The organism is Phytopseudomonas straminea (assembly GCF_900112645.1).
Classification (GTDB): domain Bacteria; phylum Pseudomonadota; class Gammaproteobacteria; order Pseudomonadales; family Pseudomonadaceae; genus Aquipseudomonas; species Aquipseudomonas straminea.
Map to the genome: position 1 here is coordinate 203,522 of NZ_FOMO01000001.1, position 18,851 is coordinate 222,372.

Annotated in this window: 17 protein-coding genes and 2 tRNA genes; 14 read left to right on the forward strand and 5 right to left on the reverse strand. The window is 62.8% G+C overall.

All coding sequences use genetic code 11. The features are described 5' to 3' along the window. Positions 1–48: 48 nt before the first annotated feature. The 5 genes from BM279_RS00895 to BM279_RS00915 all read left to right on the forward strand — a co-directional run bounded on the left by BM279_RS00895 (position 49) and on the right by BM279_RS00915 (position 4,507). Positions 49–2,280: an AsmA family protein gene (locus BM279_RS00895; protein WP_093500080.1), complete on the forward strand. Its 2,232-nt coding sequence runs from the start codon at positions 49–51 to the stop codon at positions 2,278–2,280. Continuing rightward, positions 2,277–3,344 (forward strand): A/G-specific adenine glycosylase, encoded by a 1,068-nt coding sequence (gene mutY, locus BM279_RS00900; RefSeq protein ID WP_093500082.1) that lies wholly within the window; start codon positions 2,277–2,279, stop codon positions 3,342–3,344. Before BM279_RS00895 ends, mutY begins: the two co-directional genes overlap by 4 nt. Continuing rightward, a complete protein-coding gene (locus BM279_RS00905; protein ID WP_073262556.1) occupies positions 3,341–3,613 on the forward strand; it encodes an oxidative damage protection protein in 273 nt (90 codons plus the stop codon). Before mutY ends, BM279_RS00905 begins: the two co-directional genes overlap by 4 nt. A 90-nt stretch (positions 3,614–3,703) precedes the next feature. Further along, a tRNA-Phe gene (locus BM279_RS00910) sits at positions 3,704–3,779 on the forward strand. Positions 3,780–4,321: 542 nt separating this feature from the next. After that, on the forward strand, positions 4,322–4,507 hold the full coding sequence (locus BM279_RS00915) for a hypothetical protein (protein ID WP_093500084.1): 186 nt from the start codon (positions 4,322–4,324) through the stop codon (positions 4,505–4,507). 478 nt (positions 4,508–4,985) lie between these two features. On the opposite strand, the gene BM279_RS00920 is transcribed toward BM279_RS00915, so the two are convergent. The 5 genes from BM279_RS00920 to BM279_RS00940 all read right to left on the reverse strand — a co-directional run bounded on the left by BM279_RS00920 (position 4,986) and on the right by BM279_RS00940 (position 11,497). Beyond that, complete coding sequence (locus tag BM279_RS00920) at positions 4,986–5,360, reverse strand: response regulator (protein ID WP_093500086.1); 375 nt, start codon at positions 5,358–5,360, stop codon at positions 4,986–4,988. 66 nt (positions 5,361–5,426) lie between these two features. Next, positions 5,427–6,632: a hybrid sensor histidine kinase/response regulator gene (locus BM279_RS00925; protein WP_093500088.1), complete on the reverse strand. Its 1,206-nt coding sequence runs from the start codon at positions 6,630–6,632 to the stop codon at positions 5,427–5,429. Further along, complete coding sequence (locus BM279_RS00930; protein WP_093500090.1) at positions 6,626–7,213, reverse strand: chemotaxis protein CheB; 588 nt, start codon at positions 7,211–7,213, stop codon at positions 6,626–6,628. Before BM279_RS00930 ends, BM279_RS00925 begins: the two co-directional genes overlap by 7 nt. Then, on the reverse strand, positions 7,210–8,028 hold the full coding sequence (locus tag BM279_RS00935) for a CheR family methyltransferase (RefSeq protein ID WP_093500092.1): 819 nt from the start codon (positions 8,026–8,028) through the stop codon (positions 7,210–7,212). The genes BM279_RS00930 and BM279_RS00935 overlap by 4 nt, the downstream gene beginning before the upstream one ends. Position 8,029: 1 nt before the next feature. Further along, positions 8,030–11,497 carry a response regulator gene (locus BM279_RS00940; RefSeq protein WP_093500094.1) on the reverse strand — a complete coding sequence of 1,156 codons (3,468 nt, stop codon included), beginning with the start codon at positions 11,495–11,497 and terminating at the stop codon, positions 8,030–8,032. Between the two features lie 420 nt (positions 11,498–11,917). Here BM279_RS00940 and BM279_RS00945 point away from each other — a divergent pair, with 420 nt between their 5' ends. From BM279_RS00945 to BM279_RS00985, 9 genes are all read left to right on the forward strand, one after another. After that, positions 11,918–12,262 (forward strand): response regulator, encoded by a 345-nt coding sequence (locus BM279_RS00945; protein WP_279626485.1) that lies wholly within the window; start codon positions 11,918–11,920, stop codon positions 12,260–12,262. A gap of 272 nt (positions 12,263–12,534) precedes the next feature. Next, the gene (locus tag BM279_RS00950) at positions 12,535–13,308 is read left to right on the forward strand and encodes an ABC transporter ATP-binding protein (protein ID WP_093500098.1); all 774 of its coding nucleotides are present in this window, start codon (positions 12,535–12,537) and stop codon (positions 13,306–13,308) included. Positions 13,309–13,325: 17 nt separating this feature from the next. Then, positions 13,326–14,078 (forward strand): ABC transporter substrate-binding protein, encoded by a 753-nt coding sequence (locus tag BM279_RS00955; RefSeq protein WP_093500100.1) that lies wholly within the window; start codon positions 13,326–13,328, stop codon positions 14,076–14,078. Positions 14,079–14,124: 46 nt separating this feature from the next. Further along, the gene (locus BM279_RS00960; RefSeq protein ID WP_093500103.1) at positions 14,125–14,820 is read left to right on the forward strand and encodes an ABC transporter permease; all 696 of its coding nucleotides are present in this window, start codon (positions 14,125–14,127) and stop codon (positions 14,818–14,820) included. Then, complete coding sequence (locus BM279_RS00965; RefSeq protein ID WP_093500105.1) at positions 14,817–15,506, forward strand: ABC transporter permease; 690 nt, start codon at positions 14,817–14,819, stop codon at positions 15,504–15,506. Before BM279_RS00960 ends, BM279_RS00965 begins: the two co-directional genes overlap by 4 nt. A 36-nt stretch (positions 15,507–15,542) precedes the next feature. Further along, the gene (locus BM279_RS00970) at positions 15,543–16,769 is read left to right on the forward strand and encodes a methyltransferase (protein ID WP_093500107.1); all 1,227 of its coding nucleotides are present in this window, start codon (positions 15,543–15,545) and stop codon (positions 16,767–16,769) included. A 291-nt stretch (positions 16,770–17,060) separates the two neighbouring features. Further along, positions 17,061–17,136 (forward strand) — tRNA-Thr (locus tag BM279_RS00975). A 139-nt stretch (positions 17,137–17,275) separates the two neighbouring features. Continuing rightward, complete coding sequence (locus BM279_RS00980) at positions 17,276–18,520, forward strand: two-component system sensor histidine kinase NtrB (RefSeq protein WP_167363077.1); 1,245 nt, start codon at positions 17,276–17,278, stop codon at positions 18,518–18,520. Positions 18,521–18,575: 55 nt separating this feature from the next. After that, on the forward strand, positions 18,576–18,812 hold the full coding sequence (locus BM279_RS00985) for a DUF1654 domain-containing protein (RefSeq protein ID WP_093500111.1): 237 nt from the start codon (positions 18,576–18,578) through the stop codon (positions 18,810–18,812). Positions 18,813–18,851: the final 39 nt, after the last annotated feature.

Here is an 18,851-nt window from a genome sequence, read left to right on the forward strand (position 1 = left end):
CGTTATACTCGCGGATTCCAATTTCTCGTCACTGCATAGGACTCGTCCATGAAAGCGCTCGGCAAAATCCTGGGTCTGTTCTTCCTCGGACTACTGCTGATCATCGTGGCGTTGGGCTTTGCCCTGACTCACCTGTTCGACCCCAACGACTACAAGGATGAAATCCGCCAACTGGCGCGGGACAAGGCCAACCTCGAGCTGACCCTCAACGGCGACATTGGCTGGAGCCTGTTCCCCTGGCTGGGCCTTGAGCTGACCGACGCCACCCTGGCCAGCGCCAGCACGCCGGACAAGCCGTTCGCCAATCTGCGCCTGCTTGGTCTGTCGGTGCGCGTGCTGCCGCTGCTGCGCAAGGAAGTGCAGATGAGCGACATCCGCGTCGACGGCCTGAACCTCGACCTGCAGCGTGACGAAAACGGCCACGGCAACTGGGAAGACGTCGGCCACCCGCCGGCCAAGCCAGGTGATGCGCCGGCCGAACAAACCGCAAGCAACGACGCACCGCAATCAGCAGACAAGCCGACGCAGGAAAGTAGCGGCCAGCCGATCAAGCTGGACATCGACAGCCTGATCGTCAACGGTGCCCGGGTGGACTACCGCGACGCCCAGAAGGGCCAGCAATTCAGCGCCGAGAGCATCCAGCTGACCACCGGCGCGATCCGCGAAGGCGCCGGTGTGCCGATCAAGCTCAGCGCATTCTTCGGCAGTAACCAGCCGGTGATGCGTGCGCGCACCGAACTGCAGGGCGAGCTGCGCTTCGACCGCGTCCTCAAACGCTACCAACTCGAAGATGCGCGTCTGTCCGGCGAGGCGTCTGGCGAGCCATTCAATGGCCAGACCCTCACCTATGCAGCCCAGGGCCAATTGCTGGTCGACCTGGCAGCACAAGTCGCCGAATGGAATGGCCTCAAATTGTCCGCCAACCAGTTGCGCGCCCTGGGTGAAGTGAAGGTGCGTGACCTACAGAGCGAGCCGAAGCTGTCCGGCGGCCTGTCGGTAGCGCCCGTCAACCTGCGCGAGTTTCTCGCCAGCCTCGGTCAGAAATTGCCGCCGATGAACGACGAGAAAACCCTGTCGCAATTCGAGCTGGTCACCCAACTGAACGGCACTGCCAACAGCCTGTCGCTGGACGAGCTGACCCTCAAGCTCGACGACAGCACCTTTACCGGCAAGCTCGCCGTGGCCGACTTCGCCAAGCAGGCGCTGCGCGTGCAGCTCAAGGGCGACAAGCTCGACCTCGACCGCTACCTGCCACCCGCTAGCAAGGACAAGAAGGACGCCGACTCGGCGCGCAAGGCCGAAGTGCGTGAAACCGTCGCCAACGCTGGCCAGGCCGGCACCACGCCAGTGCCCAACACACCGACCCAGCAGGCCTGGAGCTCCAGCGAAGTGCTCCCGATCCCGGCCCTGCGCAAACTCGATATGCAGGCCAACCTGACCCTCGACCAGCTGACCCTACAGAAGCAGACACTCAGCGCCGTCAGCCTCAAGGCCCGCGGCCAAGGTGGCGCGCTGAGCCTGGAAGAGCTGCGCGGCAAGCTTGGCAACGGCAGCTTCGCCATCAAGGCCGATGCCGATGTGCGCCCCGCCGTGCCGGTGCTCAGCCTGCATACCCAACTGAGCGGCATGCCGGTCGAGCCATTCCTCAAGGACGAACAGCGCCCCTCGCCGCTCAAGGGCCTGCTCGACCTGAACAGCGACCTGACCACCAGCGGCAACAGTCAGAAAGCCTGGATCGACGCCCTCAACGGCACCGCCAGCTTCATGCTCAAAGACGGCGTGCTGGTCGACGCCAACCTGGAGCAGCAACTGTGCCGCGGCATTTCCACCCTCAACCGCAAACAGTTGAGCGGCGAGCCGCGCAGCAAAGACACGCCCTTCGAGCGCTTGCAAGGCAGCCTGAGCATCCGCAACGGCGTGGCCAGCAACCCCGATCTGCAGACCCGTATCCCCGGCCTGAGCGTGGCCGGCAACGGTGATGTCGACCTGCGCGTACTGGGCATGGATTACCGCGTTGGCATCACCATCGAAGGCGATCAGCGCGAAATGCCGGACCCGGCCTGCGAGGTCAACCAGCGCTACGTCGGCATCGCCTGGCCGCTGCACTGCCGGGGCCCACTGGAGCTCGGCGCCAAGGCCTGCCGCCTGGATCAGGAAGGCATGGGCAAGGTCGCAGCCAAGCTGGCCGGCGATCGCATCAACGAAAAGCTCGAAGAGAAGCTCGGTGATAAGGTCAGCCCGGAACTGAAAGACGCACTCAAGGGCCTGTTCAAGCGATGACTCCCGAGCAATTCTCCAGCGCCGTGCTGCGCTGGTACGACGCGCACGGCCGCAAGGACCTGCCCTGGCAGCAGAACATCACGCCATACCGCGTGTGGGTCTCGGAGATCATGCTGCAGCAGACCCAGGTCAGCACCGTGCTCGGCTACTTCGACCGCTTCATGAGCGCGCTGCCCACCGTGCGCGATCTGGCCGAAGCGCCGGAAGACGAAGTGCTGCACCTGTGGACCGGCCTGGGTTATTACACCCGCGCCCGCAACCTGCAGAAGACCGCGCAGATCATCATGGCCGAGCACGGCGGCGAATTCCCACGCAGCGTCGAAGCCCTCACCGAACTACCCGGCATCGGCCGCTCGACGGCAGGCGCCATTGCCAGCCTGAGCATGGGCCTGCGCGCGCCGATTCTCGACGGCAACGTCAAACGCGTGCTGGCCCGTTTCGTCGCCCAGGAAGGCTATCCGGGCGAGCCCAAGGTAGCCAAGCAGCTATGGGCCGTGGCCGAGCGCTTCCTGCCCGAGGAACGCGTCAATCATTACACCCAGGCGATGATGGACCTGGGCGCCACGCTCTGCACACGCAGCAAGCCCACCTGCCTGCTCTGCCCGGTACAAAGCGGCTGCGAAGCGCATCTGCTCGGCCTGGAGATCCGCTACCCGGTGGCCAAGCCGCGCAAGGAACTGCCGCAGAAACGCACCCTGATGCCCATGCTGGTCAGCCGTGACGGCGCCGTGCTGCTCTACCGGCGGCCGTCTACCGGCCTCTGGGGCGGCCTGTGGAGCCTGCCGGAACTCGATGACCTCGACGCCCTGAACGGCCTCGCCGACCAGCACCAACTACGCCTCGGCGAACGCCGCCAGCTCGACCAAATCACCCATACCTTCAGCCACTTCCAACTGGCCATCGACCCCTGGCTGATCGAGGTCGACGGCGTGCCCGGCTACGTGGCCGAGGCCGACTGGCTCTGGTATAACCTCGCCACCCCGCCGCGCCTGGGCCTCGCCGCCCCGGTCAAAAAGCTGCTCAAACGCGCGGCCGACGCACTGCATACAGGAGAAATGGCATGACCCGCACCGTGATGTGCCGCAAGCACAAACAGGAACTCCCCGGCCTGGATCGCGCGCCCTACCCTGGCGCCAAAGGCGAAGACATCTTCCAGAACGTCTCCAAGCAAGCCTGGGACGAATGGCAGAAGCACCAGACCTTGCTGATCAACGAGCGTCGCCTGAACATGATGAACGCCGAAGACCGCAAATTCCTGCAGGCCGAGATGGACAAGTTCCTCTCCGGCGAGGATTACGCCCAGGCCGAAGGCTACGTGCCGCCCAGCGAATAAGCGGCCTGAGACGTAAGCGCCCGGAATATTTAAATATTTTCCAAAAAAGGTTTGACACCCCAAGGCTAAAACCGTTTAATACGCGCCGTTGCCCAGGTAGCTCAGTCGGTAGAGCAGGGGATTGAAAATCCCCGTGTCGGCGGTTCGATTCCGTCCCTGGGCACCACCTTATACTCAGGTGGTGCATGTACCATCCGAGAATTAAAGAACCGGCCTAGCGCCGGTTTTTTAATGCCTGAAATTTATTCCCTTCCCTGGCGCTTCAAGGCTGGAGCCGCGCGCATGAGCATTCGCCTGATCGGATTGTTGGTGCTCCTGCTGATACTGCCAATACTCGGCAATGCCGCCAATACGCCCTGCTCGGGTAGCAAGGGCGGCATCGCGCGTTGTGATGGCCCGCTGTTTCTTTGTAACGACGGATCGATCAGCAGAAGCAAGCGCGATTGCAGCGCCGAGCACCGAGGCTCTGCCACGACACTGCGAGCCACTGGCAACGTCGCCAGCGACTGTCCTTGTGGCAGCGGGACGCTATGTACCGGCCCGCGAGGCGGGCAATACTGCATGACTCGCAGCGGCACCAAGAGCTACAGGCGCAAGTAGTCAAGACACCTCCGCCTGGCGGATACGCTGAACGCCCGCCCTCGCCCCGCGCTCCACATGACATTGCCCGCCCCCACTACAGCGGGCCTTATGCAGCGGGAGCCAGCCATGCAAGTCAATATCGCCCTGAAGGCCGCCAACGACCCCAAACAGCCGCCGGTCGAGCCGAATGAGACACCAATCAACGATCCGGGTAACGAGGATCCGGGCTCTATCGTCGATGATCCGGATAGCCCGTTCAGCCCGCAGCGGCCTATCGAGGAGCCAGGGAAGCCTGCGCCAGAGAAGCACTGAATGAGTCATAGCCCGGGTTGAGCGGAGCGATACCCGGGTTCGTATTCAGTTCGTTGGGATGCTTGATGAGTTACGGCGCTTGAAGGTGTGCGCCGGCCGTCAGATCAGGTTAGCGCTTCAGCCGCCCTACGTGCTGCACGAGCCAATTCGCAAGCATGGACTAGGCATCTCCGCCCGTTCCCACAGAATCTGAGCGATGCCAATAGCTGTTTCAGGTCATGGTCGCGTCGCTTGTGTTGAGCACAGGAGTAGCTACAGGCCGCATCCCATAGGCGAAGGTGAGGCCGATTGGCGGGTTACGGCGCGGGAAGATGTGCGCCGGACGCCACAGAGGGTAGCGCCTTCACCCACCCTACAGCCTATCCGTCCAGCCTGTGACCACCATGGGAGCGGGCCATGCCCGCGAAATTCTTGGGTATGAACCAGACGTCCCGGCACGCCCCTCATCAGGTAGAAGCGGCCGGGTGTATCCCTCGCCTCAATCAAGCAGATGGGCAATCTGCGTGCTTAGGGTTTCCAGGGTAAAGGGCTTGCTCAGCAGTGGTGCCGAGTCGAGCAGGGCACTGCCGGTCTCGCGCACTTCGGCGGGGTGGCCGCTGATGAAGATCACCTTGAGGTCCGGGCGCAGCAGCAATGCCGGCTCGGCGATGCGCACGCCGGAGACTCCGCCGGGCAGTCGGAAGTCAGTGATCAACAGGTCCAGGTGCGGCTTGGTGGCCAGGATGGCGAAGGCATCGGCGGCGCAGTCGGCCTGCAGCACGTAATAGCCCTCGCCCTCCAGATATTCGGCCAGCAGCATGAGCAGCAGCGGATCGTCCTCGACGATCAGTACGCATCGTTTCACATCGTTCATTGCACTGCTCCGCTCCTACCAATTTCTGCACCTTCGCTTCGACCCTGGCGCCGTGGTGAGTTCAACCTATCCGCCTATCTGCACGCGGGTGCCACGCGGCAGCCAGACGCTGAACAGCGAGCCCTGCCCCAGGCTGCTCTGCACCTCGATATGCCCACCATGAGCCTTGACGATCTGGTCGGAGATAAAGAGACCAAGCCCCAACCCTGCTACCGACTCGCTACCCACCGCGCGCTCGAACTGCTGGAAGATGCGATGTTGGTTTTCCAGGGAAATCCCGATGCCGTGGTCGCGCACCTCGACGCGCGCACCGCCTTCATCGGAGCGGGCGCGCACTTCGATGGGTCGCCCGGCGCCATAGCGCAAGGCGTTACTAAGCAGGTTGCTGATCACCTGCTCGATGCGGAACTGGTCCCAGCTGCCGTGCAGCACCTCATCGATGTCCAACTGCAGGTCGCAACCGGCTACGGTCATCTGCTGGGCGAAGTTCTCGGCGACGTTGCGCACGGTCTGCGCCAGGTCGAACTCCACTGGGCGAATGGACAGCTTGCCGGTGCGGATGCGCGACACGTCGAGCATATCCTCGATCAGACGGATCAGGCTGTGGATCTGCCGTTCGTCGCGGTCGAACATGGCGCCGAGCTTGTCTTCGCTGAACGCGGTGAGGTTGCCCTTGGCCAGGTGCATCTTGCGCAGCTGGGTGTCGAGGATCAGCCCGTTGAGCGGCGTACGCAGCTCGTGGGAGACGATGGACATGAAGTCGTCACGCATGCGCACCGCATGCTGCAGCTCGCCCTGGGTCGAACGCAGCTCGGCGAGTAGCGCGTCCTGCTCCTGACGCGAGCGTTCCAGCGCTTCCACCTGCTGAGCCATGACCTTGCGCTGGCGATACAGGTCGACGAACACCGCCACCTTGCTCTGCACCGCCTGGATATCCAGCGGTTTGTAGAGAAAGTCCACGGCGCCGCTCTCGTAGCCCTTGAACGCGTAGTTCATCTCACGCCCGGCGGCGCTGACGAAGACGATGGGGATGTGCTTGGTCTTCTCCGTGCCGCGCATCAGTTCGGCCAGTTCGAAGCCGTTCATGCCCGGCATCTGCACGTCGAGAATGGCCAGGGCGAACTCGTGCTCGAGTAGCAGCACCAGGGCATCGTCGGCGCATTGCGCCTTGTACACCTCACGATCATCGCGGCGGATCAATGCCTCCAGCGCCAGCAGGTTCTCCGGCAGGTCATCGACGATCAATAGTTTGCATCCGGTGCTACTCAACATGGGCGTGAGTCCAGTTCGGTTAGCAATGCGAGAATGCCCCGCAAAGGAAGAATGTAGTCGGGTTGGTGCAGCGCCAGGGCCGCTTCGGGCATGGTCGCAACCTGCGCCTCCTGCGGGTCCTGCACTACGGTCACTCCGCCCCGCTGTTTTATTGTGTACAACCCGGCGGCGCCGTCCTGATTGGCGCCCGTGAGCAAGATGCCCAATAGCTGGCTGCCGTAAACATCGGCAGCCGAATCGAACAGGTAATCGATCGAGGGCCGGGAAAAATGCACCGGCTCCTCACGACTATAGGAAAAGCTTCCATCGGCCTCGATGCACAGGTGATAACCGGGGGCGGCGAAGTACAGCGTGCCCGGCTGCAGCACTTCCTTGTCTTGCGCCTCTTTTACCCGCAGCGCGAGGCGGCGGGCGAACAGATCCGGCAGCAGGCTTTCACGCCCGTCCGGCAGGTGCAGCACCACCACCACCGGTAAACCGTAGTCGCCCGGCAGCCCGACGAACAGGTTGAGCAGCGCTTCCACGCCACCGGCCGAGGCGCCGACCACCACCGCAGAGAGTTTGCGAAGGGGCGCTTTCATAGTTTACGGAACACCCGTTCCTGGCGATTCAGCGCCTCGAAACGCCCGGCGTAGGCTGAGAAGTCCAGGCTTTCCTTGCTGCCCAGGCCAAGGAAAGCGCGGTGCCCGAGTGACTCGTGAAACAGGCCAAAGGCGCGGTCCTGCAGGGTCTTGTTGAAGTAGATCAGCACGTTGCGACAGGAGATGAACTGGGTTTCCGAGAACACGCTGTCGGTGGCCAGGCTGTGGTCGGCGAAGGTCACGTTGGCGCACAAAAAGCGCTCGAACAGCGCACCTTCGTAGGCCGCCGTATAGTAGTCGGCCAACGAACCCTTACCGCCGGCGCGCTGATAGTTCTCGCTATACAGCCGCATGTTGTCGATGGGGAAGATGCCACGCTTGGCCTTCTCCAGCGAGCGCGGGTTGATGTCGGTAGCGTAGATGATCGAGCGCTCCAGCAGCCCCTCTTCGTGCAGTAGGATGGCCAGGGAATAGACCTCCTCGCCCGTGCTGCAGCCGGCCACCCACAACTTTAGCGACGGGTAGGTGCGCAGAAACGGCACCACCTCCTGGCGCAGCGCCAGGAAGTAGCTCGGGTCGCGGAACATCTCGCTGACCGGGATGGTGAGGAACTGCAGCAGCTGCATGAACGCCGCCGAGTCGTGGATGATCCGCGCCTGCAGCTCGGAGATGCTCGCGCACTCGAACTGGCGCATGGCGTGCACGATCCGGCGCTTGAGCGAAGAGCCGGAGTAGTCGCGAAAATCGTAGCTGTACTGCAGGTAGATCGCCTCGATCAGCAGCCGCAGCTCGATATCCTGGGTACGGTCGGACATGTCAGATGCGTTCCAGCTTCGGCAGCCATACGCGGACCAGCGAGAACAGCCGATCCAGATCAATGGGTTTGGCCAGGTAGTCGTTGGCACCGGCCTTCATGCACAGGTCCTGATCATCCTTCATGGCTTTGGCGGTCACCGCGATGATCGGCAGCTTGCGCCAGCGAGGGTTCTCACGGATACGCCGGGTGGCTTCGTAGCCGTCCATCTCCGGCATCATCACATCCATCAGCACCAGGTCGATATCGCCCACCGCTTCCAGTTTCTCGATGGCTTCGCGGCCATTGCGCGCCACCTCGACCTGGGCCCCTTTGTGCTCCAGGGCACTGGTGAGGGCAAAGATGTTGCGCACATCGTCATCGACCAGCAGCAGACGCCGACCTTCGAACACACGGTCGCGGCTGCGCGCGGTCTTGAGCATGTGCTGGCGCTCGCTGGACAGCTCCGACTCGACCATATGCAGGAACAGGGTCACTTCGTCGAGCAGGCGCTCAGGCGAGCGCGCGCCCTTGATGATGATCGAGCGCGAGTACTTGAGCAGCTCGGCCTCTTCGGCGCGTGTCAGGTTGCGGCCGGTATAGACGATCACTGGCGGGAAGGAACGAATCTCCTCGCTGCCCATGCGCGCCAGCAGCTCGTCGCCCTGCATGTCCGGCAGTTTCAGGTCGATGATCATGCAGTCGAAGATGTGGTGACGCAGCTGCTCCAGCGCCTGCTCGCCGAACTCGACGGCGACGATCTCGATGTCGTCGTCGCCGATCAGGCGGGCGATGCTGTCGCGCTGCAGCTTGTCGTCCTCGACCACCAGCACGCGGCGCATCTTCTGAGTCAGGCGCGCTTCGAGCTTGCCGAACACGCCCTTGAGCTGGTCGCGCGTGGCAGGCTTGAGTGCATAGCCGACGGCGCCCATATGTAGGGCGGCCTCGGCCATGTCCTCGACGGAAATCATGTGCACCGGAATGTGCCGGGTACCTGGGTTTTCCTTCAGACGCTGCAGCACCGACAGCCCGGAGCCGTCCGGCAGGCGCATGTCCAGCAGGATGGCGTCGGGATGATGCGAGGTGGCCAGCTCCAGGCCGTCCTCGGCGCTGTGAGCGACCAGGCAGCGGTAATCCAGCTCGTGGGCCAGGTCATAGAGGATATGGGCGAACTGCGGCTCGTCCTCGATGACCAGCACGCAGCGCCCGCCCAGTACCGACATGCCGCGGTCATCCGGGAAAGTAGGCACGTTGCGCGCCACCTCGCTCTGGGCCGGCACAGCCACGGCAGGCGCAACGCTGGGCACCACCGGAGCCGACTCGCCGGCTGGCAGCAAGAGGTCCTCTTCGCCCGGCGAGAAAGTCAGGGGCAGCACCAGAGTGAACACGCTACCTTCGCCCGGCGTACTGGAGACGCTGATCGAGCCGCCGAGCAGCGTGGCGAGGTCGCGGGAAATCGACAGGCCCAACCCGGTGCCGCCGAAGCGCCGGTTGGTGGTGCCATCGGCCTGGCGGAAGGCCTCGAAGATGTACTCCTGCTGCTCCTTGGCGATGCCGATACCGCTGTCGCGTACGGCGAACGAAACGCCCTCCTCGACCCGGCTGACGCTCAGGCTGACCTGACCCTGTTCAGTGAACTTGAAGGCGTTGGACAAGAGGTTCTTGAGGATCTGCTCGACACGCAGGCGGTCGGTGTACAGCGAGCGCGGCAAGTCGTTGGCAATGTCGACGTTGAAGGCCAATTGTTTCTCGCCGGCCACCGGCTGGAAGGTGGTTTCAAGGCTCTGGGCCAGGCGCACGACATTGGTGTTTTCCGGGCGCAGATCGAGCTTGCCGGCCTCGACCTTGGAGATGTCGAGGATATCGTTGATCAGGTTGAGCAGGTCGTTGCCGGCCGAATAGATGGAGTCGGCAAACTTCACCTGCTCCGCATCCAGGTTGCCCTTGGGGTTGTCGGCCAGGAGCTTGGCAAGAATCAGCGAGCTGTTGAGCGGCGTGCGCAGCTCATGGGACATGTTGGCCAGGAATTCGGACTTGTAGCGGCTGGCACGCTGCAGCTCCTCGGCACGTTCCTCAAGCTGCTGCTGGGCTTCGCGCAGGGCCGTGTTGCGGTCGTCCAGCGCGTCGCGCTGCATCGATAGCTGCTCGTTGCTCTGTTCCAGTTCCGCCTGCTGGGTTTCAAGATGCGCCTGGGACTCCTTGAGCGCCCGGGATTGCTCCTCAAGCTCCTCGTTGGCGGTTTTCAGCTCCTCCTGCTGCACCTGCAGCTCTTCGTTGAGCTGCTGGGTCTCGGCGAGTATTTCCTGCAGACGATGGCGGTAACGGGCCGCCTCCATCGACGCGCCGACGCTCGGTGCGATCTGTTCCAGAAATTCGCTATCACGCTCGTTCAAGGGGCGCAGGAAGCCCAGCTCGACCACGCCGTTGATATCGCCATCGTTGCTGACCGGCAGCAGTGCGACTACCAAAGGCTTGCCCTCGCCCAGGCCGGAGCTGACTTTCAGGTAGTCGCCCGGCAGGTTGTCGAGAATCAGCAGACGTCGGTCATGGGCCACGCGGCCAACCATGCCTTCAGCGCTGTAGAACGACTGCTCGGCATTCTCATGCTCGCGGGAAAAGCCATAAGTCGCCACGCGGCGCAGGTTACCATGCTCCTCGCGCACGTACAGCGCGCCCACTGCGGCATCCAGATGGCTGGCTAGGAACTCCAGGGTGTTGCGGCCCAGCACCGGTAGCGCCTGCTGGCCGATCAGCCGCTCGGCCATCTGGTTCTGGCCGTTGCGCAGCCAGGCCTGGGCCTGCATACGCTCGTTGTGCTCTTCCTGTTTCTTGAGGATGGCGCCGTAGGTACCCGTCAGACGCAGCAGCTCACGGCGGCCAAAAATCGCCAGGCCGCCGCTGAAAATAAGAGTGAACAGCAGGAACAGGGCGATGGTGGTGATCGCGGTGTTGCTGGCGGCGTTGTTACGCTCCTCGCGCAGACGCTGCTCCATGGCGATGAAGGCGCCGTATTCATCACGGATGGCATCGGTCAGTTGCTTGCCGCGGCCGTCGCGCACCGGGTCAAGAAAGTTGCCACCGTCGCGCTTGGCGGCGATCGCTCCTTGGGCGAAGGCGGTCCATTCGTCCTGCAGGGCGGCGATACTGCGCAAGCGCTCGACCTGCAGCGGGTTGTCGGCTACCAGCTCGTTGAGGGTCTGCATCTCGGCGCGGATACGCGGCTTGGCGACCTCGTAGGGCTGCAGAAAGCGCACGTCACCGGACAGCAGATAGCCGCGAAAGCCTGTCTCCTGGTCGATGGACAGCTTCAGCGATTCGCTGGCGTTGTTGAGCACCCGGTCGGTGTGCTGCACCCAGCCCAATACGCTGAGCAGGTAGCCGATCAGGGTTACGAAGAACACCGCGCTGACCACGCCCACGCCAAGCGGCAGGGCGACGTTGCGCCGCAAAATTCGCTTGAAGCTGTTCTCATCAATGGTGCTGTTAGGCATCGCAGATCCCTGGCTGGCCGTGTTGGGCTGTTATGGGTAGAGGTGAATGGCGAACGGCGGATGGTAATGCGCCATCATCGGTTAATCCAATGCTGGCATCTGGTCGTCCGCGCGCTTGGATCATGGCAAGGTGCCAAGGGTTCGAGTTATTTTTTCATCGGATTGCAAAAGCGTGCTCGGTCATCCGCTGCAACCGTTGAATGCCCGTTTTTCAGCCAGGTGGCATGCTCGCAATGCAGCCCACGCACCAGATTCGTGCCATGCTAGGCGGCCTGCCGCCAACGCGGTTTCGAAACATGCAGCGTCGGCAGGCCAACCGCCCGCCAGGACGCTCTGCGGTTTCACCATCCTTTATCAGAGGTAACGCCGTTGTCAGACCTAGCTCCAGGCGCATCAACCGCCGGCCAGAGCATCCTGCTCGTGGAAGATTCCGAAGTGGTGCGCATGCTTACGGTGGAAGTGCTCGAAGAGCTCGATTACCGCGTGACCGAAGCGGGCGAAGCCCAGCAGGCGCTGCAGATCCTGCGCAGCGACGAACACATCGACCTGCTGATGACCGACATCGGTCTGCCCGGTATGAGCGGCCAGGAACTGGCGGTTGCTGCGCGCCAGCTGCGTCCCGATCTCAAGGTACTGTACGCCAGCGGTTACGCAGAAAGCGTGGAGATCGACAAGAGCGAGCCGGCCAACCGCACCTCGATCATCGGCAAACCCTTCTCGCTCGATGCACTGCGCGACAAGGTGCAGAGCATGCTCGGCAACTGACAGGCTTGGCTCCAGATCGGCCAATTCGCTGGCTGGCACTGGAATTGCGAGGCGGATATCAGTAGGGTGCGCGTCTTTTTCATCCTGCAGCCTGCTTGCCCGTCTTTTTTGCGGCGTGGCGACAACAGCCTGCGATGATGCGACAACCCTGCGACCGTGACGGCAACGGGCCAGTAACGACCTTGGCGCCCCCTGGGGCCTATGCTAGGTTTGCTGCCCACAGCCCCGCCGAACACGGATTCCATCCGCACAAGAATTAAGAGGACTGCTTGATGGCTGAGGCCACGCCCGCGCTGGAAATCCGCAATCTGCACAAACGCTATGGCGACCTCGAAGTGCTCAAAGGCATTTCTCTCACGGCACGCGACGGTGACGTGATCTCCATTCTCGGCTCGTCCGGCTCAGGCAAATCGACCTTCCTGCGCTGCATCAACCTGCTGGAAAATCCCCATCAGGGCCAGATCCTCGTGGCCGGCGAAGAGCTCAAGCTCAAGGCACAGAAGAACGGCGAACTGGTCGCCGCCGACAACCGCCAGATCAACCGCCTGCGCAGCGAAATCGGCTTCGTGTTCCAAAATTTCAATCTCTGGCCACACATGACCGTGCTGGACAACATCACCGAAGCACCGCGCCGCGTGCTCGGCAAGAGCAAGGCCGAGGCCCGCGAAATCGCCGAGGCGCTGCTGGCCAAGGTCGGCATCGCCGACAAGCGCCACGTCTACCCCAATCAGCTTTCCGGCGGCCAGCAGCAGCGTGCCGCCATTGCCCGCACCCTGGCGATGCAGCCCAAGGTGATCCTGTTCGACGAGCCGACTTCGGCCCTCGACCCGGAAATGGTACAAGAAGTGCTTACTGTGATCCGCGCGCTCGCCGAAGAAGGCCGCACCATGCTGCTGGTGACCCACGAGATGAGCTTTGCTCGCCAGGTTTCCAGCCAGGTGGTATTCCTGCACCAGGGCGTGGTCGAGGAACAGGGCACGCCCGATCAGGTGTTCGACAACCCGACGTCGGCGCGCTGCAAACAATTCATGTCCAGCAATCGTTAAACACGGAGCAATCACGCATGCATAGCTATAAGAAGATTCTGCTGGCAGCTGCCGCCACTCTGGCTTTCGGCACCAGTGCCGTCGCTGCTGACAAACTGAAGATCGGCACCGAAGGCGCCTACCCGCCCTTCAACCTCATCGACGCCAGCGGCCAGGTCGGCGGCTTCGACGTGGAAATCGGCCAGGCCCTGTGCGCCAAGATGAAAGCCGAGTGCGAAGTGGTCACCTCCGACTGGGACGGCATCATCCCGGCCCTGAACGCCAAGAAGTTCGACTTCCTGATCGCCTCCATGTCGATCACCGACGAGCGCAAGCAGGCCGTGGACTTCACCAACCCGTACTACACCAACAAGCTGCAGTTCATCGCCCCGAAAAGCGCTGACTTCAAGACCGACAAGGCCAGCCTGAAAGGCAAGGTCATCGGCGCCCAGCGCGCGACCATCGCCGGCACCTGGCTGGAAGACAACATGGGCGGCGTGGTGGACGTGAAACTCTACGACACCCAGGAAAACGCTTACCTGGACCTGGCCTCCGGCCGCGTCGACGGCGTGCTGGCCGACACCTTCGTGAACTGGGAATGGCTCAAGAGCGACGCCGGCAAGGACTTCGAATTCAAGGGCGACCCGGTATTCGACAACGACAAGATCGGCATCGCCGTGCGCAAGGGCGACGCCCTGCGCGAGCGCCTGAACAAGGCCCTCGAGGAAATCGTTGCCGACGGCACCTACAAGAAGATCAACGACAAGTACTTCCCCTTCAGCATCTACTAAGCAGCCTGCCCGCGTCGCCACTGGCGGCGCGGGTCTTTGAGTTTCCATGAATTTCGATCTTTCCGGATTCGGCCCGGCCCTGGCCGCCGGCACCCTGATGACCGTGCAACTGGCGCTCAGCGCCCTGTGCCTCGGCCTGGTGCTCGGCCTGCTCGGCGCCTTCGCCAAGACTTCGCCCTACAAGCCGCTGCAGTGGCTTGGCGGCACCTACTCGACACTGGTTCGCGGCGTGCCCGAACTGCTCTGGGTACTGCTCATCTATTTCGGCACCGTGAACGTTCTGCGCGAGCTGGGCGAACGCCTTGGTGTCGGCAGCCTGGAACTCGGCCCATTCACGGCTGGCGTCATTGCCCTTGGCCTGTGCTTCGGCGCCTATGCCACCGAAGTATTCCGCGGCGCCATCCTGGCTATCCCCAAGGGTCACCGCGAAGCGGGTCTGGCGCTGGGACTTTCCAAAGGCCGCATTCTCTGGCAACTGATCCTGCCGCAGATGTGGCGTATCGCGATGCCGGGCCTGGGCAACCTGTTCATGATCCTGATGAAGGACACCGCGCTGGTGTCGGTCATCGGCCTGACCGAGATCATGCGTCAGTCACAAATTGCCGTGACATCCACCAAGCAGCCCATGACCTTCTACCTGGTAGCCGCCATCATCTATCTGGGGCTGACCATCGTTTCCATGATTGGCTTGCACTTCCTTGAGAAAAGAGCCACCCGCGGCTTCGTAAGGAGCACTCAATGAACTGGGAGTTGATGCTCAAGTACCTGCCCAAAATGGCTGAAGGTGCGCTGCTGACCATCGAGTTGCTCACCGTAGCGGTGATTGCCGGGCTGATTCTGGCGATCCCCATGGGCATTGCCCGCTCCTCGCACCGCTGGTACGTACGCTCTCTGCCCTACGGCTATATCTTCTTCTTTCGTGGCACCCCGATGCTGGTGCAGCTGTTCCTGGTCTACTACGGCCTGGCGCAGATCGAGGCCGTGCGCCAGGGCCCGCTGTGGCCGTACCTGCGCGACCCGTACTGGTGCGCGGTGATCACCATGACCCTGCATACCACCGCCTATATCGCCGAGATTCTGCGTGGCGCCATTCAGGCCGTACCACCAGGTGAGATCGAAGCGGCGCGGGCACTGGGTATGTCGCGGGCCAAAGCCATGCTGCACATCGTGCTGCCACGGGCGGCGCGCATCGGCCTGCCGGCCTACAGTAACGAAGTGATCCTGATGCTCAAGGCCAGCGCCCTGGCCAGCACCGTGACCCTGCTGGACCTCACCGGCATGGCGCGCACACTTAACGCACGCACCTATGTGAACATGGAGTTCTTCGTGGTTGCGGCTGTGTTCTACCTGCTAATCACCTTCGTCCTGATCAACGGTTTCAAGCTCTTGGAACGCTGGCTGCGCGTCGACGCCTGCCAGGGCCGCTAGGGTGACGACGGGGCGCAAGCCCCGTCGCAGTCGCTTATGACAACCGAATCTATCCCGCCCCTCAGTGGCGTCGAGCTGCTCCAGCGCTTCCAGGCGCTGGACAAGTTTCTCGTCGCCCACCAGGCGCTGTGGAAACCCCGGCCCTTCACCCACCAGACACTGCCCTGGGAAAACCAGCATGCCGAACTGGCCGCCTGGCTGCGCAGCCGTACCCTGGAGCAGGCCGAGGCCAGCCACAACCAGCCGACGGCACTGAGCGACGCACCGGCGCCCTTCCCCGAACTGGCCTGGCAGGCCGAGCACCTGAGCCAAGTCGGCGACCTGCCCCAGCAGCCTTCGGCTGACCTGCCACCGCGCTTCTCGGTGGACGTTCCCGGTCGCAAGTGGCAGCAGATACGCGCATTCGGCGGCAGCCTGGGCTTCGCCCAACAACCGCAGCACTGGCTGGACTGGTGCGCCGGCAAAGGCCACCTAGGCCGCGTACTCGCCCACGCTGGCCAGAAGCTAACCTGTCTGGAATACGATCCGGCACTGGTAGCCAGCGGCGCCGAACTGAGCTGCCGCCTGGGAATAACAGCCCAGCATATCGAGCAGGACGTACTTGCCGAAGCCGCTGCCGCCCAGCTGTATGCCGAACACAGCCCCGTGGCCCTGCACGCCTGCGGCGACCTGCACGTGCGCCTGATGCAGCTGGCCAGCGCTGCAGGCTGTCGCCAGCTGGCCATCGCGCCCTGCTGCTACAACCGCGTTGCGGCAGCCAATTATCAACCGTTATCCACAACCGCACAGGGCTCGCCGCTGCGCCTCTCGCTGGACGACCTGGCCCTGCCCATGAGCGAAACCGTGACCGCCGGCAACCGCGTACGCCAGCAGCGCGACCAGTCCATGGCCTGGCGCCTGGCCTTCGACCTGCTGCAGCGCGGGCTGCGCGGCGTCAACACCTACCTGCCCACGCCCTCGCTGCCGCCCGCCTGGCTGAAGAAACCTTTCTCCGATTACTGCCGCGACCTCGCAGAACTCAAGCAACTGCCCGCTGTTGGCGAACACGACTGGCAACGCCTGGAAGCAGCCGGCTGGCAACGCCTGGCTGAGGTGCGCAATCTGGAGTTGGTACGCGGCCTGTTCCGCCGCCCCCTGGAACTCTGGCTGGTACTCGACCGTGCCCTGTATCTGCAGGAGCAGGGCTATGCCGTACGTCTCGGCCAGTTCTGCACCGCGCACCTGACCCCACGCAACCTGCTGCTGCTCGCCGAGCGCGCCTGAGTTGCACACACTATCTGTGGATAACTCTGTTCACAGAAGCTGAGCAAACCACGCCAGCCCACCACCCATAACGCCCGGCCAAAGCTGATCACTTTTTAATCACAAATAAAAAGCTATACAGAACAGTCACTTGCCAAAACTGTGAAAGGCTGCGTAGAAGTTCTCTAAAAAGCCTCTAGCCGCTGCCCATTTGTGCATAAGCCCCAGCCAGAGCGGCTGGAACGGCCGTAAAAAAGCTGCCTCGCGCCGCTTTACTCATGCAAACGAATGGATATAATGGCGCCCCTCAAAGCCGGTATAGCTCAGCTGGTAGAGCAACTGACTTGTAATCAGTAGGTCCCGGGTTCGACTCCTGGTGCCGGCACCATACAACACAAGGCCTCGCAGAAATGCGGGGCCTTGTCGTTTCTGAAGTCGGCATATTGCTCATCTTCCCCTCGCTTAATCACCCTATCGCACCCGCCGTCGAACCGACTACGCTACGTCCATCACCAAACGGAGCCACCATGGCAGATAACCCGCTCGGCGCCGGTCTACGGCTGCCTGATGATGTGCCGCTCGTGCGCAAGCTGGGCCATGAGCTGATCGAGTTTCTGCCGGTTGGGGTTTACCTGTGCAACGCGGCGGGGCAGCTGACGACCTATAACTCCAAGGCGGCAGAGATCTGGGGTGAGGCGCCGGATATCAGCCAGGGGCAGGTCAGGTACACAGGCGCCTATCGCCTGCGTAGCGAGGACGGCGCCCCTATGCCGTTCGAGCAGTCGCCGCTGGCGGCGGTGCTGCTCAGCAAGAAGCCGATCACCAACCTGCGCATGATCGTCGAGCAGCGCGACGGCAGTCAGGTGCCGATTCTCGCCAACATCGTTCCCCTGCTCGACAAGGACGGGGCCATGGTCGGCTTTATGAACAGCATCCAGGATCTGCGCCAGCAGGCGGCTCAGGTGCAGATGCAGAGCAATCTGCATAACGCCTTGCTACAGGCCCAGAAGATGGAGCAGATCGGCAAGGTCGGCGGCGGTGTCGTCCACGAGTTCACCAATCAGCTGACCAGCCTGTCGATGAGCCTGGCGCTGATGGAGAAGGAGATCCGCGACGCCGGTTCGGAGCAGTTGCAGGCGCGCTACGCACTGTGCCGGGAGGCGACCGACAAGGTCACGGAGCTGGCCGAAGGTTTGCTGCTGTTCGCTCGCACACGGCCCAGAACCTTGGAGCGCATCGATCCCAATCAATTGCTGCTGGGCATGAACACACTGATCGGCAATGAGGTGGGCCAGGCGATCAGCTGCCAGCTCGACCTGGCCACCGACAGCAGCTTTCTGCGCGCCAATCGTCAGCACCTGGAAAGCGCCATCATCAACCTGGTGACCAATGCACGCGATGCCATGCCCAGTGGCGGCCAGCTGACGCTGAGCACCTTTAACACCCATCTGGACCGCAGCAACTTCCCCGAGCACAACGCCAACTTCAAGGCCGGGCGTTACGTGGCGATCCGCATCACGGATACCGGAAGCGGCATCGCGCCCGAGGCGCTGGAGCATATCTTCGCGCCCTTCTATACCACCCGCGCGGCCGACAAGAGCAGCGGCATGGGCCTGACCATGGTCAAGAGCTTCGTGACCGATATGAACGGCCAACTGACGGTGACCAGTCGGCTGGGCGAAGGCACCAGTGTGAGCCTGTATTTCCCGTGTTATGGCACCGAGCATTCCCTGGCGATTACCGGCAGCGACAGAACCTCGAGCGGGGAGTGACAGCTGGCCACTGGCCGGATTACTGTATGCAAATACAGCAATCCGAGAGCCCATCATGACTCAACAAGCTGCCTCCACCACCTCCTATGAACAGCTCGGTGCCCGGGTTTCCCGCGCCATCAACGCGCCGGCCGCCCAGCGCTCGCGCTCGGCGGTGCTGCTGCGCGCCGAAGGCGACAGCCCCGAAGACTGGACGCGTTTGCTCGACGAGATCGCCGAGAATGACAACGTCACCATCGCCTGGCGCGACGATGGTGTGCAGCTGTTCTGGACGGTACCAGCGGAGGATTGAGGCTGCCTGACGAGCCTAGCAAGGCTCGTCAGGCAGCCG

Bases quoted from the DNA above. Each gene is read 5' to 3' on its own strand.
- BM279_RS00895 (WP_093500080.1), top strand. From the start codon at position 49: ATGAAAGCGCTCGGCAAAATCCTGGGTCTGTTCTTCCTCGGACTACTG.
- mutY (WP_093500082.1), top strand. From the start codon at position 2,277: ATGACTCCCGAGCAATTCTCCAGCGCCGTGCTGCGCTGGTACGACGCG.
- BM279_RS00905 (WP_073262556.1), top strand. From the start codon at position 3,341: ATGACCCGCACCGTGATGTGCCGCAAGCACAAACAGGAACTCCCCGGC.
- BM279_RS00915 (WP_093500084.1), top strand. From the start codon at position 4,322: ATGCAAGTCAATATCGCCCTGAAGGCCGCCAACGACCCCAAACAGCCG.
- BM279_RS00920 (WP_093500086.1), bottom strand. From the start codon at position 5,360: ATGAACGATGTGAAACGATGCGTACTGATCGTCGAGGACGATCCGCTG.
- BM279_RS00925 (WP_093500088.1), bottom strand. From the start codon at position 6,632: ATGTTGAGTAGCACCGGATGCAAACTATTGATCGTCGATGACCTGCCG.
- BM279_RS00930 (WP_093500090.1), bottom strand. From the start codon at position 7,213: ATGAAAGCGCCCCTTCGCAAACTCTCTGCGGTGGTGGTCGGCGCCTCG.
- BM279_RS00935 (WP_093500092.1), bottom strand. From the start codon at position 8,028: ATGTCCGACCGTACCCAGGATATCGAGCTGCGGCTGCTGATCGAGGCG.
- BM279_RS00940 (WP_093500094.1), bottom strand. From the start codon at position 11,497: ATGCCTAACAGCACCATTGATGAGAACAGCTTCAAGCGAATTTTGCGG.
- BM279_RS00950 (WP_093500098.1), top strand. From the start codon at position 12,535: ATGGCTGAGGCCACGCCCGCGCTGGAAATCCGCAATCTGCACAAACGC.
- BM279_RS00955 (WP_093500100.1), top strand. From the start codon at position 13,326: ATGCATAGCTATAAGAAGATTCTGCTGGCAGCTGCCGCCACTCTGGCT.
- BM279_RS00960 (WP_093500103.1), top strand. From the start codon at position 14,125: ATGAATTTCGATCTTTCCGGATTCGGCCCGGCCCTGGCCGCCGGCACC.
- BM279_RS00965 (WP_093500105.1), top strand. From the start codon at position 14,817: ATGAACTGGGAGTTGATGCTCAAGTACCTGCCCAAAATGGCTGAAGGT.
- BM279_RS00970 (WP_093500107.1), top strand. From the start codon at position 15,543: ATGACAACCGAATCTATCCCGCCCCTCAGTGGCGTCGAGCTGCTCCAG.
- BM279_RS00980 (WP_167363077.1), top strand. From the start codon at position 17,276: ATGGCAGATAACCCGCTCGGCGCCGGTCTACGGCTGCCTGATGATGTG.
- BM279_RS00985 (WP_093500111.1), top strand. From the start codon at position 18,576: ATGACTCAACAAGCTGCCTCCACCACCTCCTATGAACAGCTCGGTGCC.